Genomic DNA, 2,207 nt, shown 5'->3' with positions numbered 1-2,207 from the left:
GACCGCCCCGTCGCTGCTGGCCAGCTTTTTCGCGATGTCGTCGACGACAGGCTCCGCGAGCGTCGCCAGCAGTCTCTCAAAGCCGATGAGCGCTGCCGGTGTGAAGGCCACACCGAGCAACTCTTGGAGGGCTTGCGGGATCTTGCGGTAACTCATCCCCATGACGTTGCGCAAGAACAGAGCTTTGCTACGCAAGTGCGGTCCGATACGACTGCCCAGAAGCTCCCCTGTTCCCGGCTGCTGCAGCCACTCTCCACAATCGTCGCAGCAGGCAGCGGCATGGCGATACAGGACAACACGATACTGACCGTCGATCAGATCCTCTTGCAGATGCTCAGACGGGGCGAAGCGATCGTCGACCGTCACATGACCTCCACAATTCGGGCAATGACGCGGTGGCGGCACATCAATGTCCCAGTCGTATTCGGTGGGCCTCTTGCGGAACCAGCCGGGATGACCGACAGGCGCGCCCCGTTTTTTGGGCTCAGACGAACCAGACTTGGGGAACGTCGCTTCAACGGTCTCGCCCTGCTTCTGCTGGTTCGTCGCAAACTTGTTCTGACGTTCGAGCTTCAGTTCGAGCCTGACTTGATCTAACTCGTTTTGAAGCCGTACGTTTTCGTCGTGCAGTCGAGAACTTCGTGCCCGTTCGGCATCAAGTGTCCTGAGCAGGTGCCACCGAGACCCTTCATTCTCATTGGCGACTTGCACGAGCGTACCAAGCGACACACTGCCCACATGAGGACAATGATTCACATTCGGACAGCCGTGTTCGTGTTTTGGGTAAAATGAAAATGACATCGGCTTCCATTCCGATTACGGGAAAGACGCCGATCTATCCAAAACTTGTGACCGACACAACGTCACTTCGACGAGGGCTGAACTAAACTATTACGACGATCAAAACACCAACATTGAGTCCTGACCCCTTTCTGCCCCCCAAGAAACGCGACTGTGCCATTCATTCCTGACCACTTATGGTCACAAATATGCACTGTCCCCGTGATCGTCCGAGTCGTCACTAGCTCTTCGATATGCGGAAATGCGAGTCCATATCATTTCTGAAAGATTGAGGCAAAACTCTGCGTCATTGTCAAACACTTCTCTCTTCCCATCGATTGTTTCAGAGATTTTACCATCCCAAACAATCAATCGAGTTGATCCGTCAAACCTGGCCTTGTGATCAAATATAACTCCGGGGGGCTCACCGCGAGTCCTGACTTCATGAATTGCCCACGACTTGCAATTTAGCCGATACACATTTGTCATATGGACCTTCGCTGATCCTGGGTAGCTAAGTCCGCCGACAATATAGATAACATTAGAGACCCGCGTCGCGGAGTGAAAGCTTATAGGGGGGAAACAAGCTGCGGGATATCCATATACCCTAAATTCGCCAGCGTGACTTTGCACTATAACGTCATTGTATATACAGAAATCCCTGTCGTAACAGTCTTCGTGTTCTCCTCCAATTTGGACAAACCTGCGCCCAGGCAGCCGAGTAAAAGACATTCCGGATCGATTGAAGCTCCAGACTGGGCCGTTGTTGTCGTCGTCGGAAACAATCTGTCTCGCTTTGTATGCAGTAATTCCGGACCTTATCATTTGATGCCAAAAAGGAACATTCATTAATTCCGGGTTTAAGCTGCCAAACCTCCGACTACGATCGGAATAATACTGACTTGGAGTCAATTCAGGCATTGCCTCGTCGCTAAGTCCTGTCAACCTTCGCTTTACGTGAGTTGTCAAGCTAGTGCCCGTTGAGGAAGCTTCGTCCAATAATCGGGCGAAGCTCTCGTTTGGTGCCATGGAACGAGCTGTATTTCCCCGGCGATTTACTCGAAGACAGTCTGCCCCGGCATCCAGCAATAGTTGAACGCAAACCATTGCAGCGGCCTTAGTGGCCAGCATAAGCGCCGTATTGCCGCAGTCGTCCGCCAAGTCGATGCTTGCGCCATTCTCGATTAACCAATCAACTAGATCACTGTTCGCACGCGCAGCGCCAAGCGTGATTGCAGAACTTCCCCGCTGTCCTTGTTCGTCGATGTTTGCTCCGCTTGAGAGAAGCAGAGTTAGCTTATCTATATCCCCTGCGATGGCGGCGCAAAGCCAAGCAGAGTGCTCAAATGTATTACACATTTTCATTGCTTTTGTTTGTATCAGTTGCGCAAGATACCCAAATCCGGATTGCGAAAAAGTTGGACAAT

2 protein-coding genes are annotated in these 2,207 nt (G+C 51.9%); both read right to left on the bottom strand.

Going from position 1 to position 2,207, the window contains the following annotated elements:
- A partial coding sequence (locus OSO_RS46745; protein ID WP_010587987.1) for a hypothetical protein occupies positions 1–801 on the bottom strand: 801 nt, incomplete at its 3' end.
- Between the two features lie 180 nt (positions 802–981).
- A partial coding sequence (locus tag OSO_RS49160) for an ankyrin repeat domain-containing protein (protein ID WP_010587986.1) occupies positions 982–2,207 on the bottom strand: 1,226 nt, incomplete at its 5' end.

It is taken from the genome of Schlesneria paludicola DSM 18645 (genome assembly GCF_000255655.1).
GTDB classification, from domain to species: domain Bacteria; phylum Planctomycetota; class Planctomycetia; order Planctomycetales; family Planctomycetaceae; genus Schlesneria; species Schlesneria paludicola.
The sequence above is the reverse complement of the archived record's forward strand: the minus strand, read 5'-3'. Positions and strand labels throughout refer to the sequence as shown.